The sequence below is a fragment of the Paenibacillus agri genome (assembly GCF_013359945.1).
Lineage (GTDB): Bacteria > Bacillota > Bacilli > Paenibacillales > Paenibacillaceae > Paenibacillus_AQ > Paenibacillus_AQ agri.
The window spans coordinates 123,118-145,307 of sequence record NZ_JABWCS010000207.1 but is presented as its reverse complement, the minus strand read 5'-3'; the positions used below and the strand labels follow the sequence as shown (position 1 = coordinate 145,307).

Genomic DNA, 22,190 nt, shown 5'->3' with positions numbered 1-22,190 from the left:
ATACAGGAATCGGAGGATTCTGTTGTATCAGCCGTTTACATAGAAGTAGATTCAATTAGAAGTGCAATTGGTCTCCCGGCAAAAGAGCATGCAGTCCAGCAGTACCCTCCTCTTGGAGCAGAGTGATCGTCTGCCGATTATGATGATCGGGTGCGTGAACGAGTACATTCTGACGGCTGGGAATGCTGTGCAGCATATCCCGGATATCCGGCAGGCCCTGATGGACCTTGTAGCGGATTAAAGAAATGGCAGGTCCGCCAGTAGGAGGGGACGTCACCAGCCCCTGTGCAAAGCTGCCAGCCGGTAGATGCCCAGTGAAGATAACCTGACTGCTGGGGCTGGTCGATAACTGATCGTAATACCAGCGGGCTGTAGAAGAGAGTAGCATGCCATCCTCTGTAAAGATAATAGCCCCACTAGATTGATCCATAGCCTGCCTACGCTGGTCCGGATCTGAAACAATATGCAGCTTGTCACTGTTCAGCAATGCTTGAATACGTGAGGTAGCTGTCTCCCTGAGCCAAAAGGAGCTTTGTTCAAGCTCACGTAAAGGTGCGAGCAATCTGTCTTCCGCGACTAGCTTTGTATCCGGGAATTGTTCCCCGGCCCAGACAAGCAGTTCTTGACCTCGCCCATACAGTGGAACAGGTAAAAGGACGGTCCCATTTGCCTCCAATGTGCTGCGGATTGCGGACTCCAATTGCAGTAGCTTGTCACTCTGGGTCTCGGGATCAGCGCCGTAGGCTCCATCGATGATCGCGAGATCTATAGAACGTTGGGATATTTTTTCAACGGCTATAGTCATTGTGCCTGCTTCCCCAATAGCCTCTTTGCCTATCTCTTCAGTTATCCCTATATTTGTCTTTTGAGTTATCTCTTGAGTTGCCGCTTTCGGTGTCGTTTCAGCTATTTCCTCCGACTTCTTCCCGATTGTCATCTCAGCCGAGTGCTCCTCAGTCTTCTGCAAGGCAGAATGGAACAATGCCAATCCTGGATCATCCACCGCCAGCAACTGAGATTCCCCAGTGAAATCACCAGAGAAGAAAATGGTTTTACCGTCCCACTCCAGGACCAGCCAAATCGATCCGATCATATGACCGCTGCGGCCCCACATGACACGAAGACCTGGAGCCAGGCAATGCCATGTTAAGGGGGCAGTGTGTTTCTCCAGATAGGCGAACTCAATCGCTTCACAATCTGCTTGTTCAAAAGGAAGTGGAGTCGGTCCTGCAGTCACGTAATTACGCCAAGCTGTAAAATAATCCGGCAGCTGCAGCGCGGTTTCCCGGGTCGTCCACACCTTTCCTTTATATCCGTATTTATAGAGGAGAGGCAGCGCAGCGGAGTGATCCTCGTGGGCATGGGAGAGAAAGACAGCCAGCAGTTCCGGAATTCGCTCTGCTTCCAGCAGCGGATACTCACTTCCTGCTTCTTTTTTGACTCCGCAGTCTAGCAAAATGCCGGCTTGATCGTTCCTGATAAGATAAGAGGAGCGCCCATGCTCCCCGGCGCCCCCCCATATGGTTAGTGTAGTCATCGTTGTCTCCGCTTTCTGTCAGGGTTTAGATATTCGATCGCCAGTAGCAAGGCGGTTGTGATGCCGACAGAAACGACAGCCATAGCCATGCCTAGCGGAACAGCGCCCTGCTCAAACTGGGCGAAAATATAAGTTGCTGATGTCTGCATAGACGGGGGCAAGATCAGCAATGAGGCGACCAATTCCCGGTTGGAAATGGTGAAGGTCATCATCCAGCCTGCGGCCATGCCGGGCAGAATCAGCGGCAGGAGGATACGCCTAAAAACATATATCCGGCTGCCGCCGAACACTTGGCCCGCCTGCATGAGGGCGGGGTCCAGCTGTCCGTAGCTTGATTTTACATATTGCACGGTATAAGGAAGAAACAATACTACATAAGTTAGCACGACCATGCCGTACGTATTGTATAGCGGAATAGGCATCCAGCGGGCGTTCCAGAACAGAATCAGACCCACGACAAGTACAATACCTGGAACAGTATTCGGCAGCAAACTGAAAAGGTCGGTGAGTTTCTGCCTCCATGACGAGGCTTTGCCAATGGTCAGCCCGAACCAGGTGCCTAGAATTACTGCAATACAAGAAGCGGCTACGGCCAGGCCCAAGCTATTGATTAGCGCGTGCATTCCAGGAGAACCAGGGGATAGCAGCTCCCAATAATGATTCAGCGTCAAATTCCCCCAAGACAAGCCTTCTCCGCGCAGTTTGAGCAGCGAAGCGGTGATAATGGAGAAATAAGGTACCCCAATCGAAGCAATTAGCAGAAACACTAGATAACCCCAACTGGCCAAGCCTGCAAGTCCGCCTGAGGTTTTGCTTTTGCTACGCATTCCTTTGCCGCCAACCAGACGATAGGAGTAACGACTGCTAATTAAGGTCTGGATGTACCACATGACCAAACATACCCCCAGCAATACAGAAGCTAATGAGGTAGCTTTACCGAAATCAATCGGCCAACTGGCGATGTAGCGGTGAATTTCGGAAGTAAGAACATAGAAGCCGATTTTGCGGCCAAAGGTTGCCGGCGTCCCGAATTCAGCAATCGTTTTGACAAAGATCAGCAGCGCGCCCAGCCCATAACTTGATAATAACAAGGGGAGGATTACTTTCCTGCTCTTATAAGCAAAAGATGCGCCATGAACCGCAGCGGCCTCTTCCAGACTGCCGCCGATCTGCAGCAGCGAATTACGCAGCAGCAGATAGAGAAAAGGGAATAAATGCAGACTCATAATCAGAACCATGCCCCAGTAAGAGAAGAAATAGGGAGTGACCGCCGCCGAAGCCGGCAGCAACTGCTCCATATAACCTCCGGACTGCATAAACAGCATCCAGCCCATAGAACCGATATAGGGCGGTGTCATGAAAGGAATCAACAGAACGACATCCAGCCAGCGATGACGGCCGATGGACGTTTTCGCCATAATCCAGGCCAGTGGAAGGGCAAAGATAGTAGTCAGTGCAATAACACTAACTCCAAGACCCAGCGAGTTTAGCAGAACCTCTAACAATCCCCTGTTGTTCACAATCGTCTTTAAGGGAGCACCAATATCAAGCCTGCCGCCTGGCGAAATACTTGTCCAGAAAATCAGGAGCAGCGGCAGCAGCACCAGGATCGCCAATATCCCCAGTGCCAGGCTGCCCCCTCTCCATGGAAAGGTACGTACAGAAGACTTCTTCATAATGTTTATTTGAACAGATCCGTAAAGGTAGTGGAGACCTCATCGCCGTGGTCGTTCATCCAGTCCCATTTCACATCATACGTCTTGATCTCATCCAGATTGGCGCGTCCTTCAGCCTTAACATCTGTGCGTCCCGGCAGGAGATATGCCTTGGAGACCATGGCTTGGGCCTCATCAGAAAGCAGGTAATTGATAAAAGCTTTGGCGTTGTCTACATTTGGACTTGTTTTGATAATCGCAGCCGGACGTGGGCTGATCACAGTTCCTTCGGCAGGATAGACGATGTCAACCGGTTCACCGGCAGCCTTTGCCTTGTAAGCCATGTAATCTACCCCTGCAGCGACTACGGACTTGGCACCTGTAATTACTGGATCAAGTGCTTCCTGGTTGGCGCCTGCCATCGCTACTCCATTAGCCTTATATTGCTTGAAGAGGTCCCAACCGGACTCGCCTTGAGCACTCAGATAGCCAGTCATGAAATCAAGCGCCGAGCCGGACAGCGATGGATCGGGGATGTTAACTTGTCCTTTCCACTCTGGCTTGCCGAGATCCGACCAGGAAGTTGGAGGTGTAGTTACTTTCTTCGTATTGTAGACAATGCCAAGTGCGGAGGCGCTGTAGCTGAAATAGCTGCCGTCCGGATCAGACCAGTCGCTCACCAGCTTGTCCGAGTTGACAGCTTCCTTATATGGAAGCAGCAAATCGTCTTTTTTCATTCCTTGCATCGAAGGAAGGGAAGCCAGAACGACAACATCCACGGCCGGATTTGATTTTTCCGCTTCCATACGGGCGAGGATTTTACCCGTGGTGCCTTGGAACATTTCGACCTTTACTCCAGTCTTTGCTTCAAAACCTTCCTTGATCTTGTTCGCCAGGCCTTCAGGACCTGCGCTATACACCACGAGATTACCGCTAAGGCTTGTCCCAGCAGGAGAGGCCGTTGGATCCACAGCTGTGTTTCCGGTCGCTCCATTATTGTTGGCCGCATCTGTTGTCGATGGAGTGTTGGCGTTGCCGCAGCCTGCAAGGCTCAGTCCCAAAACTGTGGTGAGAAGAAGACTACCGATTCGTTTCTGATTGACCCATTTTTTCATTGATAATACCTCCATATAATAGGTTGAAGTTCATTGCAAAAGTTATCATCCGGATGGATTCAGCTTGTGAATTTGCCCCGGAGATGCATACAGACATACGTTATCGCCGACGGAAAGCCGCTGTTCATGATAGGCAATCCATTGCCCCATGTCTTGCATATCCAGGATCATTTCGTAACGATCGCCCATATAGCTGACGTGCCGGATCGTGCCATGAAAGGACAGATTGGAATCGCTCTCCTGGGACCAGCGGAGCTGCTCTGGACGAAGCATTTGCTGATCCGGAATCACCCAATTCGATTTACCAATGAACCGTGCGACAAAAGGATGCGCAGGTGTACGATAGATTTCTTCAGGCGAGCCGCTCTGAAGGATATGGCCGCCTTGCATGACTACGACTTCGTCTGACATCGACATAGCCTCGGATTGGTCATGGGTTACATATAAAGCGGTAATCCCAATGTTCTTAACCAGCGAGATCAGTTCGACCCGCATTTCATCGCGGAGTATGGCGTCCAAAGCGCTCAGTGGCTCATCGAAAAGGACAAGCCGTGGGCGTGTGACAACTGCTCTGGCAAAGGCTACCCGCTGCTGCTGTCCGCCTGACAGCTGATGAGGATATCGTTCTTCCAGCCCGTCCAGTCTGACCGTCCGCAGTGCCTCTAGCACCCTTCCCCGCAAATCTTGCTTCTGCCTGGCTGCCCGCAGTCCAAAGGCAACATTCTCGAAGACGCTCAGATGCGGCCAGAGCGCGAAGTCCTGAAAGACCATGCCGAAATTTCTGCGGTGAACCGGCAGATTCACTCTCCGGGACGCTGAATAAATGGGCTCGCCATCCGCCAAAATCTCTCCTGCATCTGGCGTCTCAAGGCCTGCGAGCAGACGGAGCAATGTGGTTTTGCCACAGCCGGACGGTCCGAGCAGTGTCGTGAAGCTTCCTGCCTTGATGTGCAGATTAGCCGGCTTCAGGGCTTGAACATCTCCGAAGCTTTTGGCAAGATCGCGAATGATTAACTCGTTCATTTCTTTCTCCCTGTCATTAGTATTTAATTTTTACTTTTTGATGAATGGTCTTGGTATGTACTTAGTGTAAAGAAGAAGGGTTCCCGGTATGTTTGCCGAGTGTAACCTCGTTATTAACTTTTTCATGCAATTCCCTTAACACTCATAGAATTTTTCTATGCTAGGATGGATCTAGCACCATGAGGGAGAGGATAAGAGTGAACCTGAATTTAATTAAGCTGCAAATTGTGGAGCTATTGGATAAACATAAGAAAATCACACCTGTAGCTGATGCGCTTGGGCTGAAGCAGCCGACTGTTACCTACCATTTGAAGAATCTGGAGGAACAGTTGGGTGAGAAGTTGTTTGAACCAAGAATGGACAAGATGATCCTGACGGAGAGCGGACGGGCATTCCTCCACTATGCGGTCAAAATCAATTCACTGGCGGCAGAAGCTCAGCGGGTGGTCAAGGAGTTCGGGAACGCCGGGCGCGGTACGCTGAAAATTGGCGCAAGCTATGTACCAGCCACTTATCTGCTGCCAGGAATTTTGGGAGAGTTCAGTGAGCGGCACCCCAGAACGACAATCTCTTTGACAGTAAAACTCTCCCTTGTTATCAAGGAAATGCTGTTGAACCATGAGATTGACATTGGTATTCTCTCCACCGAGCGTTTTGAACAGCCGGGTCTTCTCAGCACCTCCTTATGCGAAGATGAGCTGGTGCTTGTCTTTTCACCTGAACATCCACTGGCTTCCCGGAGTGTGCTGCAACCGGCTGAGATTGCCTCTGCTAGCTTTATTCTTCATGACATGGAGTCGAGTACGCGGCAATTAACTAATAAATGGTTTCAGCAGGGAGGTTTCACACCGAGGGCTTCGCTGCTTCTGGATTCGCTGGAAGGCATCAAGCAATCCTTGCTGGGTGGCAAACATGTGTCTTTTATCTCCAGAATGGCAGTAGAGGATGAGGTGTCCAGGGGGAAGCTAATAATGCGAAGTATTCCCAATTATCCGTTCCAGCGGCACATTTTCTGCTCTTATCATCGGGAACGTTTTTTTTCTCCACTTATGGGATTATTTATGGATCTTCTGCGGTCAAGAGAGCAGGGTTGAATATGCTATTGACGATATCCCGTATAATATGTAGAAATACATTATGATGAAATGACTGTAATAATGGAGAAATTCGTGTATAATCAAAATTACTGTATCGCTTTACCGCGTAATAAAGATGAAGATTTCCGGGCGGTTTTATTGTATGATATGAGGAAAGCTTCAAAGAGACAATGCTAAAGACATTGATCCGTGAGAGGATGGGGGGAGCAGCATGACCGAACTTACGACTACCGTTAGCAAAAGCAACTCGAACAATCTGCTGCGGCGGGACGTACGGTTCCTGGGGAACATTTTGGGCGAGGTCTTGGTTCACCAAGGCGGCAACGAACTTTTGGAGATCGTGGAGAAGATCCGCGAGACCAGTAAGTCTTTGCGTTCATTGTTTTTGCCAGAACTGCACAGTGAATTTAAGGAGTTAATTAATTCTCTGGATTCGGAGAATCGTCATCAGGTTATACGGGCATTCGCCATTTATTTTCAATTGGTGAATATTGCCGAACAGAATCATCGGATTCGCCGCAAACGTGATTATGAGCGGTCAGCCGGTGAAACTGTACAGCCTGGTTCTATAGAAAGTGCGATTCAAGGACTTCGAGAACGTGATTTCTCACATGAAGAGGTCCGGGAGATTATACAAGGCCTGTCTCTGGAGCTGGTCATTACAGCCCACCCGACGGAAGCAATGCGCCGGGCCATTCTCGATATTCATAAACGGATAGCCGACGATGTTATGTACCTTGATAATCCTACCCTAACCTTCCGGGAGCGGGAACAGCTGCGTGAGAAGTTGCTGAATGAAGTTATTACGCTGTGGCAAACGGATGAACTGCGTGACCGTAAGCCTACAGTACTCGATGAAGTTCGTAACGGAATGTACTATTTCCATGAGACGATTTTCCATGTCTTGCCGGATGTATATGAAGAACTTGAACGATGTCTAAGTAAATATTATCCGGGTCAGAACTGGCATGTGCCTACGTACCTGCGTTTTGGCTCCTGGATCGGCGGCGACCGTGATGGTAACCCTTCTGTGAAGGCTGCCGTGACCCTGCAGACACTGCAAATGCAGCGCAAGCTGGCTATCCGGGAATACCAACGGATTATGCGGGAACTGATGAAGTATCTTAGCTTCAGTACCAGCATTGTGGACGTGACACCGGAGCTGCTGAATTCCATTGAAGAGGATCGGGAGATCATCAATTTGACCCGGGGCGATGCTTGGCGCAATGACAACGAGCCTTACCGGATCAAGCTAAGCTATATGATCTCTAAGACACAGAACGTACTCGACGATGAGAAAAAAGGTACGCCTGAGCGCTATGCTTCGCCTGAAGCGTTCATCCATGACCTGAACGTCATCGACCGCAGTCTGCGGCATCACTATGCCGATTATGTGGCCGATACCTATATTAAGAAACTGATCCGCCAAGTAGAACTTTTCGGATTCCATACAGCTACACTGGATGTTCGTCAGCATAGTCAGGAGCATGAGAATGCGATGACTGAGATTCTGGAGAAGATGAACATCACACCGGATTACTCTAAGCTACCGGAAGAAGAGAAGATCGTTCTTCTCGAAGGTTTGCTCAATGATCCGCGTCCGTTGACCTCTCCATACCAGAACTACAGTGAGAGCACGGAAGAATGTCTGGAAGTTTATCGGACAATCTTCAAAGCACAGGATGAATATGGCAAGAAATGCATCACCAGTTATCTCATTAGTATGTCACAGGCAGCAAGTGATATTCTTGAGGTTATGGTCTTCGCCAAGGAAGTGGGCTTGTTCCGTAAAGATAACGACGGCACAGTTGTATGTACCCTTCAGGCTGTACCACTCTTCGAGACCATTGATGATCTGCATGAAGCACCACAAATCATGGAGACGTTATTCAATCTGCCTGTATACCGTCAAGCGGTACTGGCGATGAACGATATGCAGGAAATTATGCTGGGTTATTCGGATAGCAACAAAGACGGCGGTGTGGTTACTGCGAACTGGGAACTGCGGGTGGCCCTGAATGAAATTACAGCTACTGCCGATAAATTCGGCATCAAGCTGAAGTTCTTCCACGGTCGCGGCGGTGCGCTTGGCCGCGGAGGCATGCCACTGAACCGCAGTATCTTGGCCCAACCGGCTTCTACAATCGGCGGCGGCATCAAGATTACAGAGCAGGGCGAAGTTATTTCTTCACGTTACTCGATGAAGGGGATTGCTTACCGCAGTCTGGAGCAAGCGACTTCAGCGCTGGTAACGGCTGCAGTTAATGCCAGATTGCCGCAAACTGATCTGGACGAGTCCAAGTGGGAAGAGATTGTGAAGCAAATTTCGGAAGTCTCCCTGAACAAATATCAGGACCTGATCTTCCGTGATCCAGACTTCCTGACATTCTTCAAGGAGTCGACTCCACTGCCTGAGGTGGGCGAGCTAAATATTGGTTCCCGTCCTTCCAAGCGCAAGAACAGCGACCGGTTTGAAGATCTGCGGGCCATCCCTTGGGTGTTCGCCTGGACGCAGAGCCGGTATCTGCTTCCAGCCTGGTATGCTGCTGGAACAGGTCTGCAAAGCTTCTATGACGGTAAAGAGGAGAACCTTAGCATCCTGAAAACGATGTATGAGAAATTCTCGTTCTTCACAACATTGATCGACACGCTGCAAATGGCCATCTCCAAGGCGGACCTCGTGATTGCGAAGGAATATGCCGGCATGGCTAAAAATGAAGAGGCTCGTCAGCGCATCTTTGGTCAAATTGATGCGGAATTCAAGCTGACCTCGGAGCTGATTCTGAAAATTACAGGTCAACAGGATATTCTGGATAACGTTCCGGTTATTCAGGAGTCGATCCGCTTGCGGAATCCGTATGTCGATCCGCTTAGCTACCTGCAGGTACAGCTGTTGTCCGAGCTGAGAGAGCTGCGCGATCAGGATGGGGATGACGCTGAATTGTTGCGTGAGGTGCTACTGACCATCAACGGCGTCGCTGCCGGACTTCGGAATACTGGCTGATGAACTAACACGTTATATTTTGCGTTTACAATGGATACCAAGCCGTTCGCCCTTTGCCTGGGCGAACGGCTTTTTTTGTTTTCAATCCTTGATTTTTACACAAACTTGAATTACGATTTAAATGCTTGTACCGTGGATATTCAGTTAGTTTTGAATGCCAAGGGCGGCAAGTCTGGGGGAGTTGACAGGTGGAGAATTTGGAAGGCAGATTGACAAAGCTCGCCCTGAAGGGCGACCAAAGGGCATTTGCCGAGCTTGTGGAACTATATAAAGACAAAATATATCATTTGGCATACCGGATGCTGAACAACCGCCATGAGGCGGAGGATATTGTTCAGGAGACGTTTTTGCGTGTCTACAGAAATCTCGATCGGTACGATGACAAACAGAAGTTCTCGACATGGATCTACCGGATCGGCACGAACCTCTGTATAGACCGACTGCGGAAGCGCAAACCAACCTACTCGCTGGATGCGGAGATGAACGATCAGGATGGCATTGACGGCTATTCCATGATTCCGAGCGATAATGTGACACCAGAGACGGAACTGTTGCTCTCTGAGACACAGAGAACCATCTATGAGGCGATTGACAGCCTGCCTGTGAAGTACAGATCCGTGATGATCCTGAGATATCTGCAGGACCTGTCACTTCAGGAGATCAGCGATGTATTGGATATGCCAGTGACCACGATTAAGACCCGTGTACACCGCGGACGTGAATTTTTACGTAAAAAATTAGGCCCTAAAATGTAAAAATAACCAGCGGAATTATGAAACATCTTCAGATCAGGGACGTATGTATGATGAGCAAGTCTTATGACCCGACCCTGTGTCTTGGAAAAATTAAATAGCACTCACGAAAGGATTGGCTCCTATGGAATGCAAACTGGCCGTCTCTATGATGCATGATTATTTGGATGACGACTTGCCCGAACAGCAGCAGAGGGAATTGAAGGAGCATCTTCTATCCTGCCCGGAATGCCGTGCGAAGTTCAATGAATTGGAACAGACCGATATGTTGATGTTTTCCCTGATGCACCAAAGTCCTGTCGCGTCGGAAGATCTTGTAGGCCGGATAATGAATTCTTTACCGAAATCCAAGAAGGAGAAACGGTTTATTACCTGGATCAAGAGACATCCCGCCCTTACGGCGGCATCGATCTTTATTTTGGTGATGCTGATGAGCTCTGTTTCTTTCTGGAATCAGGATAGACAATTGGTGGTTCGGGGTACCAACCTGGATCAGGTTGTCATCAAGGGAGATACAGTCATTGTACCTTCCGGCAAAATCATTACCGGGGATCTTACGGTGGAGAATGGCAAAACTCAGGTGTATGGGGAAGTCAACGGCAATGTAACGGTCATCGACGGCTCTCTGTATCAGGCTTCAACGGCCCATATTTCTGGCCAAGTCAAAAGCATAGACCAAGCGGTAGGCTGGATCTGGTATAAAGTCACGAACATGTTCTCTGAAGTTGCCTACCGTTAAGCAGTGGCCCCTTGCAGGCATATCCTTTGCGCCTCTTTTTCCGGAAAGATGGCGCTTTTTTGTTGCCTTTTTGCCGCATCCTTAATTTGTGAGGGGGGCTAAACTTGCAACCTGGGCGTGAACGTTATAACCTAGATATATTATGGCACTGTTTAGCCATTTACATAAATAAACCCAGCTAATTAGAATTGATGGGGGTTTGAGCAATGAGCTATTTCATGGACCTTACCTGGAAAGAGTCCTTTAAAGATATTATAGATGTTCTGATTGTCAGCTATATCATCTACAAAGTGCTGAATATGGTCCGGGGTACAAGGGCGGTTCAGTTGTTAAAAGGGATTCTGGTGCTTGTGCTCATTTGGGCATTCGCCACGATCCTTGATTTGTATACGCTGAAGTGGCTGATGAATCAGATTTATACGTTTGGGGTGTTTGCCATCTTCATTATTTTCCAGCCGGAGCTGAGGCGTGGTCTCGAGCAGCTTGGGCGAGGGAAGTTCTTCGGACGTGGTGCGGAGAACGATGAAGAAGTCGGCAAGCTGGTCGGAGAAGTCATTAAAGCCGTGAATTACCTATCCCATAGAAAAATTGGGGCCTTAATCGTGTTCGAACGAGCCACCGGGCTTAACGAATACACGGAATCGGGCATAGCTATGCGATCGGCGGTCAGCTCGGAGCTGCTGATCAATATTTTCATCCCCAATACTCCACTGCATGATGGGGCGCTCATTATGCAGGGTAATCAGATTGCGGCTGCTGCTTGTTACTTGCCACTGTCCGAGAATCCGTTTATCAGCAAAGAGTTAGGGACGCGTCACCGGGCGGCGATCGGGATCAGTGAAGTGGCAGATTCTGTGTCGGTTGTGGTATCGGAAGAGACGGGACAGATTTCTCTGGCGATCAATGGTCAGATTGTGAGGGATATCAAGGAAGAATCGCTAATTTCTAAGCTGTATCAAGAACTAAGCGCGAGTTCTCCGCTCAAGGAGAAGGGTTCTGCTTTCTGGAAACGGAAGGGGGACAAGCGTGATGAATAAATGGATGAACAACAATAACTTCAACAAGATTCTGGCGCTGGCGCTGGGGATTATCCTGTGGGCTATGGTTCATGCCGATACGGCTCCCGTCTCCCAGACAACTACACGTATGGATACGAAGACTATTGAGAATGTGAAGATCGAAGTGACCGGTTTTGATGAGGACAAATATGTCATGGAACCTTTGGATGTCGATAGTGTGAGAATGGAGGTCCGGGGAAAAAAGTCGGATCTGAATTATAGGTTCTCCGATTCTTACAAGGTAAGCGTTGATCTTAGCAAGGTGAAGCCGGGAAATAACAGACTCTCCTTGTCCTATTCACTTCCGAATGGTGTGACTCTAGAATCCTTGACACCGGATGAAGTGAATGTGCATGTGGAGCTGCGGAATACGAAGGCTTTTCCGATTACGCTATTGACGAAAGGAACGCCCGCCCAGGGCTATCAACTCGGCACACCGGTGATTCAGCCAACAGGGGAAGCAGAGGTCACTCTCGCTGCCAGTGAGCTGAGCAAGGTTGCCAAGGTGCAGGGGACCGTTGAGCTTGATGGTGATAGTGAGACCTTCAAGGAGAAGCGAATGAAGCTGTTCGCCTATGACAGCAACGGGAATGAAATCAAGGATGCGGTGATCAAGCCAGCCTACGTCTCGGTAGAAATTCCGATCACCCTTCCGTTTAAAAGTGTACCGCTCGAGATCGGCTATACCGGTCAGCTGCCCGATTCACTGGTGTTGTCTCAGGTGAAGGCGGACCAGACTTCGGTAACCGTATATGGTCAGAAAGAAGCGCTGGCAACATTGACAGCCTACGAGGCGACCGTCAATCTTAGCCAGATTAAATCGGCCGGCACGGAGCAGCTCAAAGTGGACCTGGTACCACCAACTGGGATCGATAAAATCGAGCCAGGCAAGGTCAATGTGACAGTGACGACCTCCGAGAATGGGGAGCGTACCCTTGAAGGGGTACCCATCAAGCTCGAAGGTGCTGCTGCCGGGTTGAAGGCGGTCATAACAGATCCCGCGGACCAGACCCTTTCGTTAACAGTATCGGGGGCGCCTGATCTTCTGAACCAGCTTAGTGTAGACAAGATCAGCGTCGTTGCTGACGTCAGTAATTTAGCAGCAGGTACGCATGAAGTCACCCTTCAGGTTTCTCTGCCCAAGTTCATTGCCCTAAAGCAACCGGCAGGGCAGCAGCTTAAGGCGATTATACAGTTGCAGGACTCCTCGACACCAGAAGTGTCCACAGAGCCTTCACAGAACTCGAGCACTGGGGGAACCCAGAATACGCCTGAGCCAAGTGCTGAGCCAGTTATAGGGGAGGGCAAGGACCCGGTGGACCAGCCGACACATAGTGGAGATCCAGTTGGAACGCCGACGCCGACTCCTACAGAACAGCATTCTGAAAATAGTGGTTCAACTAATGGGAACGCAGGTACCGGGAGCAATGGAGAGGCTACGGGTACAGGCGGGACCTAACTTTTATGGGAACAAGATGTCTATACAGGTGTATCTTGATGACACCGGAAGACAGTTTAAGCATACATTATACATTAAGCTATAGCAGCATAATCAAAGGAGAAAAGACATGGGGAAGTATTTTGGAACTGACGGTGTTCGCGGTGTAGCGAACCGCGAGTTGACAGCAGAAATGGCTTATAGCATTGGCCGCTGCGGTGGATATGTACTAACAGGGAATGTGGAGAAACCGAAGGTTGTTATTGGCATGGATACACGGATTTCCGGTCCTATGCTGGAATCCGCACTGGTAGCAGGCATGCTATCCATTGGGGCAGAAGTCATCCGGCTGGGTGTCGTTAGCACACCCGCGGTAGCGTATATTACGCGTCTGCTTAAGGCTGACGCAGGGGTTATGATCTCTGCTTCACACAACCCGGTAGAGGATAACGGAATCAAGTTTTTTGGCGGCGACGGCTTCAAGCTTACAGATGAGACTGAGCTGCAGATCGAAGAGTTGATGGATGCGGAAAAAGACGAACTGCCACGCCCTGTAGGCTCCGGTTTGGGTAAAGTGACTATCGATCATGATTCCAAATATCTTTATTTGGAATACTTGAAAACAACCATTTCCCAGGATTTCAAAGGTATTAAGATCGTACTGGACTGCGCACATGGCGCGGCATATGAGCTGGCTCCAAGACTGTTCCGCGAGCTGGGCGCTGAAGTTATCGCTATCGGAGCAGAGCCGGACGGGCTGAATATCAATGACGGATACGGTTCCACCCATCCGGAGAAATTGCGTGAAGAAGTGCTGAAGCATGGCGCGGATTTGGGACTTGCTTTTGACGGAGATGCTGACCGCCTGATTGCCATTGATAATACAGGTGACGAAGTAGACGGTGACTTTATTCTGTGTATCTGCGGTGATGCAATGAACCGTGCAGGTAAGCTTAAAGATGGCACTATCGTGTCCACAGTGATGAGTAACATTGGTTTCTATAAGGCGACTGAGCAATTGTCCCTCAACACAGCTAAAACTGCAGTAGGCGACCGTTATGTGATGGAAGAAATGCGCCGGGGTGGCTTCAATCTGGGCGGCGAGCAATCCGGCCACGTGATTTTCCTGGACTACAATACAACTGGTGACGGTATTCTCACAGCGATTCAATTGGTGGACACGTTGAAGGCTTCGGGTCAGAAGCTGAGTCAATTGAAATCCATGATGACCAAATATCCGCAGGTGCTTGTGAATGTGCGTGTGCAGGATAAGACCAACTATCCGGATAATCCGGCGATTGAAGCGGCTATTGGTGAAGTTGAGGCCAAGCTGGGCAGCAACGGCCGTGTGCTTGTGCGTCCATCGGGTACAGAACCGCTCATCCGTGTAATGGCAGAAGGTCCGGACAAGGATGAACTGGATCGGTATGTAGGACAGATTGTAGAAGTTGTTCAACGTGAACTGGTGTAATTACTAAGCGTAATGAACGGTGAACCGGTGGGCGAACCGCTGCACCGGTTTAACGTTCTGCAATTATTTTTCAAATTAAGATGTCATTGTTTCAGAAAGAAAACATTGTCAGAAGCATTGCCAAAGTACGACATGGTGCATATAATAGATAAAGTGTCATTCATTCAAGAAGGAAAGCGAGGATCGTGAGGTATCAGTAATAACAAGCGCCAGAGCTTGGTCTTGCGCGGGGGAGAAGGGAAAGCTAATTAGCTTGAACGGATCACGGCAGACGTAAGCTGACGAGGTGGAGGTGTTCGAAATGTTCGGCGGGGACCTCCCGGTGATGCACCAGAGCCGTGAATGCAAGCGGAAAATGCAAGGGCGACCTTACACACAACGCTTTCATGGGTGCACAAAATTAATAATTCATGGGTGTGCGCAAGCAGAGGGAAACACGATAGTTCTGCCACGGCAGAGGGGAAAGCTGTACATTTCATGATTTTGTGAAGTAGTGAAAGTTTATTTTGTTGCGCCTGAATTACAACAGAATATTGGCTAACTCTCATCAACATGCCGCACGGCACGTTTCTTTCCTATTGCCGCCCACATTACGATAACTTGGACGGAGGAAAATATAATGTGTGGTATTGTAGGATATATTGGTAATCAGAATTCGCAAGGAATCTTGGTCGAGGGTTTGAAGAAGCTGGAGTATCGTGGATATGATTCCGCGGGAATCGCTGTGTTCACCCAGGAAGGTCTGCAAGTAGTTAAGGCAAAAGGCCGTTTGGCGAACTTGCAATCCAAGCTGGAAACCAGTCCACTGGCAGGAAGTGCTGGCATCGGCCACACTCGCTGGGCTACTCACGGTAAACCTTCCGACGAGAATTCCCACCCACACACGGACAATAGCCACAAATTCTCCGTAGTGCACAACGGGATTGTTGAGAACTACCTGGAGCTGAAAGAAGAGCTGATCGCCGGAGGCGCCCAGTTCACTTCCGAGACAGATACAGAAGTTATTTCCCACCTGATTGCCCGCGAGTATAACGGGGATATCGTGAAGGCTGTACAAAAAGCGATTACCTTTATGCGTGGTGCTTTTGCACTGGGAGTTCTGACAGAGTATGAACCGGATAAATTGGTTGCTGTGCGTCAAGCCAGCCCGCTCATTATCGGTCTTGGAGAAGGCGAAAACTTTATCGGGTCTGACATTCCTGCACTGCTGGAATACACTCGTAACGTATATATTTTGAACGACGGCGAAATGGCTGTATTGACACGGGATGCTGTCGAATTGATGACGATTGAAGGTAACTTTATTTCTCGGGAAATGATTACTGTCGATTGGGATGCTGTAACCGCAGAAAAAGGCGGATTTGAGCACTTCATGTTGAAAGAAATCCACGAGCAACCTAAGGCTTACCGTGACACTATGCGTGGTCGCATTAATGCTGAAGGCACTAAAGTTATTCTGCCTGAGCTGAACTTGACCGAAGAACAAATTAAGAACATTCGTAACGTTCAAATCGTCGCTTGCGGTACTGCGTACAATGCGGGTCTCGTTGGACGTAACCTGATTGAAACTCTGGTGCGCATTCCAGTGGAAAATGATATCGCTTCGGAATATCGCTACCGTGCTCCGATCGTAAACCCAGATACGCTGGTTATCGTAGTCAGCCAATCTGGTGAGACTGCTGACACCTTGGCAGCACTGCGTGAAGGCCATGCGAATGGTGCGCATGTACTGGCCATTACTAACGTGGTGGGCAGCTCCATCGCCCGTGAAGCTGACAGTGTATTGGTTACCCTGGCTGGACCGGAAATCGCAGTTGCTTCTACCAAAGCCTACACTTCGCAGCTGATCGCATTCACTTTGCTGGGTCTGTACTTGGCAGAAGTTCGCGGTACACAGTCCGAAGCACAGGTGAAAGAAATCCTGGCAGCAATGGATTCTTTGCCGGAGCAAGTAGAAGAAATTCTGGCTCAAAAAGAAGCCATCAAAAACTATGCGGAGCAAATCTCCGAGCACAAGCACCTCTTCTTCATCGGCCGCGGCGTAGATTACGCAGTAGCTCAAGAAGGCTCGCTGAAGCTGAAAGAGATCTCCTACATTCATTCCGAAGCTTACGCTGCAGGTGAATTGAAGCATGGTACCCTGGCGCTGATCGAAGATGGCGTTCCAGTGATCGCTCTGGCTACTCAAGAGAGCGTGCTTGAGAAGACCGTCAGCAACATCAAGGAAGTGAAAGCCCGCGGCGCAGACGTGCTGGCAATCACCCACCAAGAGCATGTCACCGACCTGCTTAAGTCTGTTGACCAGGCGTTCGTTATTCCACAAACTCTGCCACTGCTGACACCAGCTCTGTCCGTAGTATCCCTGCAATTGCTGGCTTACTACGCATCGCTGGCCCTGGGCCACGATGTGGATAAACCACGGAATTTGGCGAAGAGTGTTACGGTGGAGTAAGGGATAAAGAGAATTAAATTTTGTTGTCCAGTGAAATAAAAGTTGTGAACCAGTAAAAAAAGTCACGAACCAGTAAAGAAACTCGTCAACCAGTAAAGAAAGTCATGAACCTCAAGAAAATCCCGATGATGTAAATAATCATCGGGATTTTCTTGTTCAAAAAGGGCAAATAGATATTGAAGAAATAAATTTAACTGTTTTGGCTTATTGTTAACTGTCAGAAGAAAATGATGTTTTAGACTGAAAATAAACCTTCAGAGTGAGAAAATAAAGTACTAGACTGTCGAGGGCATTAAACTAACGTGCAGGATAGAATAATGATTTCGCGAATACTACATATAGAGTCATTTACAAACTCGTAAATAAGATGTTAGCTGAATTTGCTAAAAAACAGGAGGCTTATATGAATCTTGAACTGATTTTCATTTTCTTTTTTTCAATAACAACAATCCTTATTCATCAATACTTTAGAAGCAAGTTTAATTCCATTTACTTTTCATTGAAACAATTAATTGTTTCCGATTCAGAAGACATAAGTATCAGTGGTGTATTTCTTACATTTTTCCCCACTTTTGTTTTTAGTTTGATACTTCCTTTTATTTTTACTGATCATTATAGGGAATTAGTATTATCATATAGTTTTTTAACTTCCTTTTTAATAATTTGGCCATCAATTCTATATCCAACATATATATTGTCAAATGAATTATTTAGAAAGAGAAAAGCGTTATATATTATTTATGTTGTATATGTATTGATTAACTTAGGTGTTTCGATACTTGCAATAAATCTCTACAATATAATCAATAGCGAAAATCTTTTTACAAAGAAGTATTATAATAGCTTTTTGAGTGAGTACTCAGCAATGCATCCACTTTACCAAAATATTATTGCAGGAATAATTACTGCTATTATTATTAGTAGCTCGCTATTTTTGCTGAAATTTGTATTTAACAAAATACGAGGATAATATGACAAATCATCAGAAAAATTATTTATATTCCCTGCAGTTAAATCATAGTAGAAGAGTAAAAAAGTATAAAATGAAGTTCCCCAGATCAGAATTGATTACAATTATATCTGGAATCGAGTCAATAGAACGAGAAAATAGATTTCTTTTATGGCGATTAATTGAGTATTCAATTCTAATTTTACGATGGTTTCAGCACTACTTTTTTGGAAAACCTTTAATAAATTATTCAATTGGTAAATATCAGTTAAAGCTAAATTTAATCTTAAGCAATCAAATTATCGATTATAAAATCAATAAAAAGCAGATCATAACACCTCATAAGATTACTATTCGAGTACTTCTGAGAATAATTTCACTTTCAAACAAGTACTCTTGCATTGAAGGTATTCTAAAGTCCAAGTTTGATTTTATTTGGAATAACTTACAGACAACGCAAATTGAAGAGTTATCCCTCTTTTATTCGAGAAATATAGAATTTAAGGGAGATTTTCATTATTTTTCTATATTGAAGATATTGTATGATCAAGAATTTGGTAGGACTTTCGAAGAAGCAAGCAACTTCAGCTAACGTACATTCACGTTGAGGGTCCCTATCGACTTCTTGGTCTGCAGAAACTAAGGCGAAGAAGTTATTGCTGCAGACAATCTTCGAGGCTAAATCTCGACCTGGGCACAAATACCCTTAAGCCTCACGAATTCGTGAATACAACAACGTTATATGCAATCGACACAATATAATTAGGAGTGATGTACAGCATGGAAGACTTGAAAACTTTTGAAGAACTTATAAATGAAGATAAGATATATCTTACAAACCTGTTGTTCGGAAATGGATTTTCTATTAACTTTGGTAGCAAGTTTATGTATAGTAACCTATTTGAAGAAGCAAAAGAACTACTTGTGGAAGAGGATATTAGTTTGTTTGGAGATTTGGATACAACAAATTTTGAGTATGTACTCCGTATTTTAGGTATTTCAATTAATACAAATAGAATTTTTAATATAGATTTTGAACCTATTGAAAATAGCTACCAAAGAATTAAAGATGCCTTAATTGAAACAGTAAGAAAGGTTCATCCTGAACCACATGAACTAACTTTTGAACAAGATAATGATCTTAAAACAACATTCAGGCTTTTTCAAGAAAAAGTATTTACCACAAATTATGATCTATTGGCATACTGGGCATTAAATAAAGTCAATGGTGTTAGTAGAAAAGTGGCAGATGGCTTTGGATATGACAGAGATTCTGAAATGATAATTTTTGGTGCTGGACCAGGAGTTCCTCCAAAAGAAAATCCAATAAGATTATATCACCTTCATGGTTCATTACACTTATACATGGATAAAGGTGAGATTATTAAAATAACTACTAGAAGAAATCCAATAGGCAAAATTGATTTACCTTTATTACACACTATTACAGAGACATATGAGTCAGGATATTTTCCGTTATACATATCAGAAGGCACTTGGAAACAAAAATTGAACAATATTTTGAATAATAAATATTTGAGTTTCTGTTATGATGCTTTGATTAAAACTTCTAAAGGATTAACAATATACGGACAATCGCTCGATAAAGACAGCGATAAGCATATTATTGATGCAATCAAACATTCAGCGATACAAAAGATAGCTTATGGTATATATGATGTGAGTAATAGTACAAGAATTATTCGTGAAGTTAGAGAACATTTTGAAGATAGTTCAATCGAGTTAGTTTTTTTTGATGCAGGAAATTTTTTTGAATCAATGAGGAATATTGAAATGGATGAACTATTTAAGTAGTTTGGCACTGGCCCATGGAATTGCCAGAATTCAAAATGTTCTAAGCAATCAATCAGAACTTATAAGATGACGCTAAAAAGCCGATTTTTTATCGGACTGTTTGAGTGTAATGAGTGTGGATGCGCTTATATACATTTTAAGGCTAACGTTGAAAATGAGACCTTAACTATAAGGACGATTGGCTTTCAAAAACGTAAACAAATCCAAAAGTTCTATACCCAGGGATGGAGCAAAAAGAATATAGCAAAGCATCTAAACATCTCCGACAGGACGGTAAGAAAATATTGCCTACCTGATTCAATGCTAAAAAGTAAACCAACTTCAAGTGTTTGGATAAGTGAAATACAAAGAGGTATTGAAGAAGTATGTGTTGGATTGGACGATTCCAAATGTCTTCGATATAGAGAAGTGTTACAGCCACTTCTACAAGAAGGACATAACTTAAGTAGGACGGAAATTAAGAAGTTGAAGCGTGTCCAATATAATTGGCTATCTAAGAATGACAAAGTATGGTTTGAAAAAAATATGCCGGCCGTATGTGTAGGTGGTAATGAAAAGCTGGATTATGACTCAATTGATCTTGACTTAAATAATAAAATCAGGACTATTTCCAATCAATTGTACAGAGAAAACCCACAAAAGCAAATCAAGCCGTATACAATATTATCTCGATTATCAAAAAAGGACTTTGGTAGATATTCAATTAATAAAGAAGTACTGCCAAAAACAAAGAGAGCTGTCAATGAGTGTTCGGAAGAAAAGATAGATTATTTAATTCGTATATTACCTCAGGTAGTAAAATTTTTGAGAGGAAATAGATACAAGACAATTTCCTTCGAAAGTCTAAAAGTCAGAAAAGGATACAACAGCTGTACTGAGGAAGAAAAGTTGAAAATAGAGCAAGCACTAAACCTATTATTTAATACACGGTGAGAATAGCTAGAATTAAGGAATAAGTAAGAGATAAGGAATATTAGGTAATGTGTAAGCATAGGTCAAATGGCTTATGCTTATTTTCTTATATATCATTATTGTATACAGATTTTCACAATTTATGATGGTATAATTGGTAGGATATAGATTTATTTAGTCGGTTTTTATAGTATCAAGATATGACAACATAACTCATTGTTAATGTAATGTGAGGAGAATATGAATGGATAAAATATCTGAATTGATACAATACGGATATGAGTGTGAGTATCTGGATTTTAAAGAAAAACAATATTCTAAGGATAAACATATGGATTTAATCATTGATATTATGGCAATGGCTAATTCCCGTTATAAGGAAGATAAGTACATAATTGTTGGAGTAAAGGATCTACCTGAAGGAAAAGTAATTAAGGGAATTGAAGCTAAGGAGTTTGTTGACTCGTCCAACTATACACAAATCGTACACGGTACTGTTGAGCCGGATATTCACTTTGAATATTTTAAATATGATTATGAGGGTGTTACATTAGGCATTTTTAGAATATTTGATACAGATAATAAACCTTATATGATTAGACGTAAATATGAAAGGCTTGAAGAAGGATTTTGCAAAATACGTAAGGGCAGCTTGAACGCTAATGCAAAACGAAGCGATTTTGATTATATGTACGTTAACAAAGATAAAGTGGAAATTAAGCTGCAGGAGAGTGTACTTCACGCAGTACATGATCGAGAGGGATGTGCAAGTATAGAGGTTTTAATAGCGAATGCTACAGAGAGGCCATTGACTATCGTAGGTGGTGTGCTGATTATTACAAATCCAGAGGGCGTAGAACTGACTAAACATCCCGTATTTGGATTAGATCAATATGTTGGGGCTGATTTTAAATTGTCTTTGCCTCCCAAATCCGAAGTGGTGGGTCAATTGTATGTAGGCTTTGGCTCTTCAGATCCATTTCCACTGAACATAGATGAATATGGCATGGGTCTGGCTACGTATAAATTCGAATTAATTTTTTGGGATGCAAGAAAGAATGAATATTCCTATAAGTTATCTAATGGTCGCGTCTTTGCTCGAGGTGATTTTTTATGGAAAGTGAAACAATCAAAAGGGATTAAGCACAAGTTTAGAACTCACTAATAGCAGTA

General features: G+C 45.6%; 15 protein-coding genes and 1 pseudogene. 12 read left to right on the top strand and 4 right to left on the bottom strand.

Going from position 1 to position 22,190, the window contains the following annotated elements:
* Positions 1–55: 55 nt before the first annotated feature.
* From HPT30_RS13035 to HPT30_RS13020, 4 genes are read right to left on the bottom strand one after another with little or no spacing between them, the layout of a single operon-like run.
* Positions 56–1,537, bottom strand: a complete 1,482-nt coding sequence (locus tag HPT30_RS13035; protein ID WP_175371815.1) for an INTS11 family MBL fold metallo-hydrolase — start codon at positions 1,535–1,537, stop codon at positions 56–58.
* Positions 1,534–3,213 (bottom strand): ABC transporter permease, encoded by a 1,680-nt coding sequence (locus HPT30_RS13030; protein ID WP_175371814.1) that lies wholly within the window; start codon positions 3,211–3,213, stop codon positions 1,534–1,536. The genes HPT30_RS13035 and HPT30_RS13030 overlap by 4 nt, the downstream gene beginning before the upstream one ends.
* 5 nt (positions 3,214–3,218) lie before the next feature.
* Positions 3,219–4,307, bottom strand: a complete 1,089-nt coding sequence (locus tag HPT30_RS13025) for an ABC transporter substrate-binding protein (RefSeq protein ID WP_175371813.1) — start codon at positions 4,305–4,307, stop codon at positions 3,219–3,221.
* A gap of 45 nt (positions 4,308–4,352) precedes the next feature.
* Positions 4,353–5,330: an ABC transporter ATP-binding protein gene (locus HPT30_RS13020; RefSeq protein ID WP_175371812.1), complete on the bottom strand. Its 978-nt coding sequence runs from the start codon at positions 5,328–5,330 to the stop codon at positions 4,353–4,355.
* Positions 5,331–5,527: 197 nt separating this feature from the next.
* Between HPT30_RS13020 and HPT30_RS13015 the strand changes: the two genes are divergently transcribed.
* The 12 genes and pseudogenes from HPT30_RS13015 (at position 5,528) to HPT30_RS12960 (ending at position 22,182) form a co-directional block, all read left to right on the top strand.
* A complete protein-coding gene (locus HPT30_RS13015; RefSeq protein ID WP_175371811.1) occupies positions 5,528–6,424 on the top strand; it encodes a LysR substrate-binding domain-containing protein in 897 nt (298 codons plus the stop codon).
* Between the two features lie 214 nt (positions 6,425–6,638).
* Positions 6,639–9,431, top strand: a complete 2,793-nt coding sequence (ppc, locus tag HPT30_RS13010) for a phosphoenolpyruvate carboxylase (protein ID WP_175371810.1) — start codon at positions 6,639–6,641, stop codon at positions 9,429–9,431.
* Positions 9,432–9,619: 188 nt separating this feature from the next.
* Complete coding sequence (gene sigW / locus HPT30_RS13005) at positions 9,620–10,186, top strand: RNA polymerase sigma factor SigW (protein WP_066366323.1); 567 nt, start codon at positions 9,620–9,622, stop codon at positions 10,184–10,186.
* A 121-nt stretch (positions 10,187–10,307) separates the two neighbouring features.
* Positions 10,308–10,922, top strand: coding sequence for a zf-HC2 domain-containing protein (locus tag HPT30_RS13000; RefSeq protein ID WP_175371809.1), 615 nt, complete (start codon positions 10,308–10,310; stop codon positions 10,920–10,922).
* A 206-nt stretch (positions 10,923–11,128) separates the two neighbouring features.
* Positions 11,129–11,959, top strand: coding sequence for a diadenylate cyclase CdaA (cdaA, locus tag HPT30_RS12995; protein WP_175371808.1), 831 nt, complete (start codon positions 11,129–11,131; stop codon positions 11,957–11,959).
* Positions 11,952–13,439: a CdaR family protein gene (locus tag HPT30_RS12990; protein WP_175371807.1), complete on the top strand. Its 1,488-nt coding sequence runs from the start codon at positions 11,952–11,954 to the stop codon at positions 13,437–13,439. The genes cdaA and HPT30_RS12990 overlap by 8 nt, the downstream gene beginning before the upstream one ends.
* A gap of 109 nt (positions 13,440–13,548) precedes the next feature.
* Positions 13,549–14,889 carry a phosphoglucosamine mutase gene (gene glmM / locus HPT30_RS12985; protein WP_175371806.1) on the top strand — a complete coding sequence of 447 codons (1,341 nt, stop codon included), beginning with the start codon at positions 13,549–13,551 and terminating at the stop codon, positions 14,887–14,889.
* 619 nt (positions 14,890–15,508) lie between these two features.
* Positions 15,509–17,341, top strand: a complete 1,833-nt coding sequence (gene glmS / locus HPT30_RS12980; protein ID WP_175371805.1) for a glutamine--fructose-6-phosphate transaminase (isomerizing) — start codon at positions 15,509–15,511, stop codon at positions 17,339–17,341.
* Positions 17,342–17,744: 403 nt separating this feature from the next.
* On the top strand, positions 17,745–18,311 hold the full coding sequence (locus HPT30_RS12975; protein ID WP_175371804.1) for a hypothetical protein: 567 nt from the start codon (positions 17,745–17,747) through the stop codon (positions 18,309–18,311).
* A 759-nt stretch (positions 18,312–19,070) separates the two neighbouring features.
* The gene (locus tag HPT30_RS12970) at positions 19,071–20,105 is read left to right on the top strand and encodes a DUF4917 family protein (RefSeq protein ID WP_175371803.1); all 1,035 of its coding nucleotides are present in this window, start codon (positions 19,071–19,073) and stop codon (positions 20,103–20,105) included.
* A 12-nt stretch (positions 20,106–20,117) separates the two neighbouring features.
* Positions 20,118–21,038 (top strand): annotated as a pseudogene (locus HPT30_RS12965) (TnsD family Tn7-like transposition protein); the annotation flags it as partial.
* Between the two features lie 223 nt (positions 21,039–21,261).
* Complete coding sequence (locus HPT30_RS12960; protein ID WP_175371802.1) at positions 21,262–22,182, top strand: AlbA family DNA-binding domain-containing protein; 921 nt, start codon at positions 21,262–21,264, stop codon at positions 22,180–22,182.
* The last annotated feature ends 8 nt before the right edge of the window (positions 22,183–22,190 follow it).

Excerpts from the sequence above, each read along its gene's own strand:
- HPT30_RS13035 (WP_175371815.1), bottom strand. The coding sequence starts at position 1,537 with ATGACTACACTAACCATATGGGGGGGCGCCGGGGAGCATGGGCGCTCC.
- HPT30_RS13030 (WP_175371814.1), bottom strand. The coding sequence starts at position 3,213 with ATGAAGAAGTCTTCTGTACGTACCTTTCCATGGAGAGGGGGCAGCCTG.
- HPT30_RS13025 (WP_175371813.1), bottom strand. The coding sequence starts at position 4,307 with ATGAAAAAATGGGTCAATCAGAAACGAATCGGTAGTCTTCTTCTCACC.
- HPT30_RS13020 (WP_175371812.1), bottom strand. The coding sequence starts at position 5,330 with ATGAACGAGTTAATCATTCGCGATCTTGCCAAAAGCTTCGGAGATGTT.
- ppc (WP_175371810.1), top strand. The coding sequence starts at position 6,639 with ATGACCGAACTTACGACTACCGTTAGCAAAAGCAACTCGAACAATCTG.
- HPT30_RS13000 (WP_175371809.1), top strand. The coding sequence starts at position 10,308 with ATGGAATGCAAACTGGCCGTCTCTATGATGCATGATTATTTGGATGAC.
- cdaA (WP_175371808.1), top strand. The coding sequence starts at position 11,129 with ATGAGCTATTTCATGGACCTTACCTGGAAAGAGTCCTTTAAAGATATT.
- HPT30_RS12990 (WP_175371807.1), top strand. The coding sequence starts at position 11,952 with ATGAATAAATGGATGAACAACAATAACTTCAACAAGATTCTGGCGCTG.
- glmM (WP_175371806.1), top strand. The coding sequence starts at position 13,549 with ATGGGGAAGTATTTTGGAACTGACGGTGTTCGCGGTGTAGCGAACCGC.
- glmS (WP_175371805.1), top strand. The coding sequence starts at position 15,509 with ATGTGTGGTATTGTAGGATATATTGGTAATCAGAATTCGCAAGGAATC.
- HPT30_RS12975 (WP_175371804.1), top strand. The coding sequence starts at position 17,745 with ATGAATCTTGAACTGATTTTCATTTTCTTTTTTTCAATAACAACAATC.
- HPT30_RS12970 (WP_175371803.1), top strand. The coding sequence starts at position 19,071 with ATGGAAGACTTGAAAACTTTTGAAGAACTTATAAATGAAGATAAGATA.
- HPT30_RS12960 (WP_175371802.1), top strand. The coding sequence starts at position 21,262 with ATGGATAAAATATCTGAATTGATACAATACGGATATGAGTGTGAGTAT.